General features: G+C 48.0%; 1 tRNA gene and 1 rRNA gene. Both read right to left on the reverse strand.

The window, feature by feature from the left end:
- Nucleotides 1-63: 63 nt before the first annotated feature.
- Nucleotides 64-137: transfer RNA gene (locus tag B5X51_RS15770), tRNA-Ile, on the reverse strand.
- Between the two features lie 193 nt (nucleotides 138-330).
- A 16S ribosomal RNA gene (locus B5X51_RS15775) occupies nucleotides 331-1,860 on the reverse strand.
- Nucleotides 1,861-1,891: the final 31 nt, after the last annotated feature.

Here is a 1,891-nt window from a genome sequence, read left to right on the forward strand (position 1 = left end):
GTCTCAAATTCAAATTACTTTGAACTATTAACCTTTAACTTTGAACTGCGCCTTAGCGCGTCGTAGTCTCAGGCAGACTCGAACTGCCGACCTCTACATTATCAGTGTAGCGCTCTAACCAGCTGAGCTATGAGACTGTCCTTTGTTTAATGTATATTGTAACTTGTATATTGTATAATGTCTTTTCAAACATCTCCAACATACATTATACAGTATACACTATACAATTTCTTAAATATTAAATCGACAGCTATAGAATCAAGACCAAAAAAGATCTTTAAGAACTTCCCTTTTGATTATTGCGCATTGCCTTAAAAGGCGTTGCTCTAGAAAGGAGGTGTTCCAGCCGCACCTTCCGGTACGGCTACCTTGTTACGACTTAGCCCCAGTTACCAGTTTTACCCTAGGCGGCTCCTTGCGGTGACCGACTTCAGGTACCCCCGGCTTCCATGGCTTGACGGGCGGTGTGTACAAGGCCCGGGAACGTATTCACCGCATCATGGCTGATATGCGATTACTAGCGATTCCAGCTTCACGCAGTCGAGTTGCAGACTGCGATCCGAACTGTGATAGGGTTTGTAGATTCGCTCCTTCTCGCGAAGTGGCTGCTCTCTGTCCCTACCATTGTAGCACGTGTGTGGCCCAGGACGTAAGGGCCGTGATGATTTGACGTCATCCCCACCTTCCTCACGGTTTGCACCGGCAGTCTGGCTAGAGTTCCCGACATTACTCGCTGGCAACTAACCACAGGGGTTGCGCTCGTTATAGGACTTAACCTGACACCTCACGGCACGAGCTGACGACAACCATGCAGCACCTTGTAATCTGTCCGAAGAAAAAAGTGTTTCCACTCCTGTCAGACTACATTTAAGCCCTGGTAAGGTTCCTCGCGTATCATCGAATTAAACCACATGCTCCACCGCTTGTGCGGGCCCCCGTCAATTCCTTTGAGTTTCATTCTTGCGAACGTACTCCCCAGGTGGGTTACTTATCACTTTCGCTTAACCACTCAGCCCTTAATCGGGCCGAACAGCTAGTAACCATCGTTTACGGCGTAGACTACCAGGGTATCTAATCCTGTTCGCTACCTACGCTTTCGTCCATCAGCGTCAGTATATTATTAGTGATCTGCCTTCGCAATCGGTATTCTGAGTAATATCTATGCATTTCACCGCTACACTACTCATTCTAACCACTTCATAATAACTCAAGACAATCAGTTTCAATGGCAGTTCTCCCGTTGAGCGGAAGACTTTCACCACTGACTTAACTGCCCGCCTACGGACCCTTTAAACCCAATGATTCCGGATAACGCTTGGATCCTCCGTATTACCGCGGCTGCTGGCACGGAGTTAGCCGATCCTTATTCGCAGAGTACCGTCAAACCACTACACGTAGTGGCGATTCTTCCTCTGTAAAAGCAGTTTACAACCCATAGGGCAGTCTTCCTGCACGCGGCATGGCTGGATCAGGCTCTCGCCCATTGTCCAATATTCCTCACTGCTGCCTCCCGTAGGAGTCTGGTCCGTGTCTCAGTACCAGTGTGGGGGATCTCCCTCTCAGGACCCCTACCTATCGCTGCCTTGGTAAGCCGTTACCTTACCAACTAACTAATAGGACGCATACCCATCTAATAGCCATAAATGTTTAATGATAATCTCAGGAGAGATCACCATACTATGGGGCATTAATCCAAGTTTCCCTGGGCTATTCCCCGCTAAAAGGTAGGTTGTATACGCGTTACTCACCCGTGCGCCGGTCGTCATCAGAAAAGCAAGCTTCTCTATGTTACCCCTCGACTTGCATGTGTTAGGCCTGCCGCTAGCGTTCATCCTGAGCCAGGATCAAACTCTTCATCGTTGTTTCTTAAATATAATTACAACAATCAATT

The organism is Salegentibacter holothuriorum (assembly GCF_900168045.1).
Lineage (GTDB): Bacteria > Bacteroidota > Bacteroidia > Flavobacteriales > Flavobacteriaceae > Salegentibacter > Salegentibacter holothuriorum.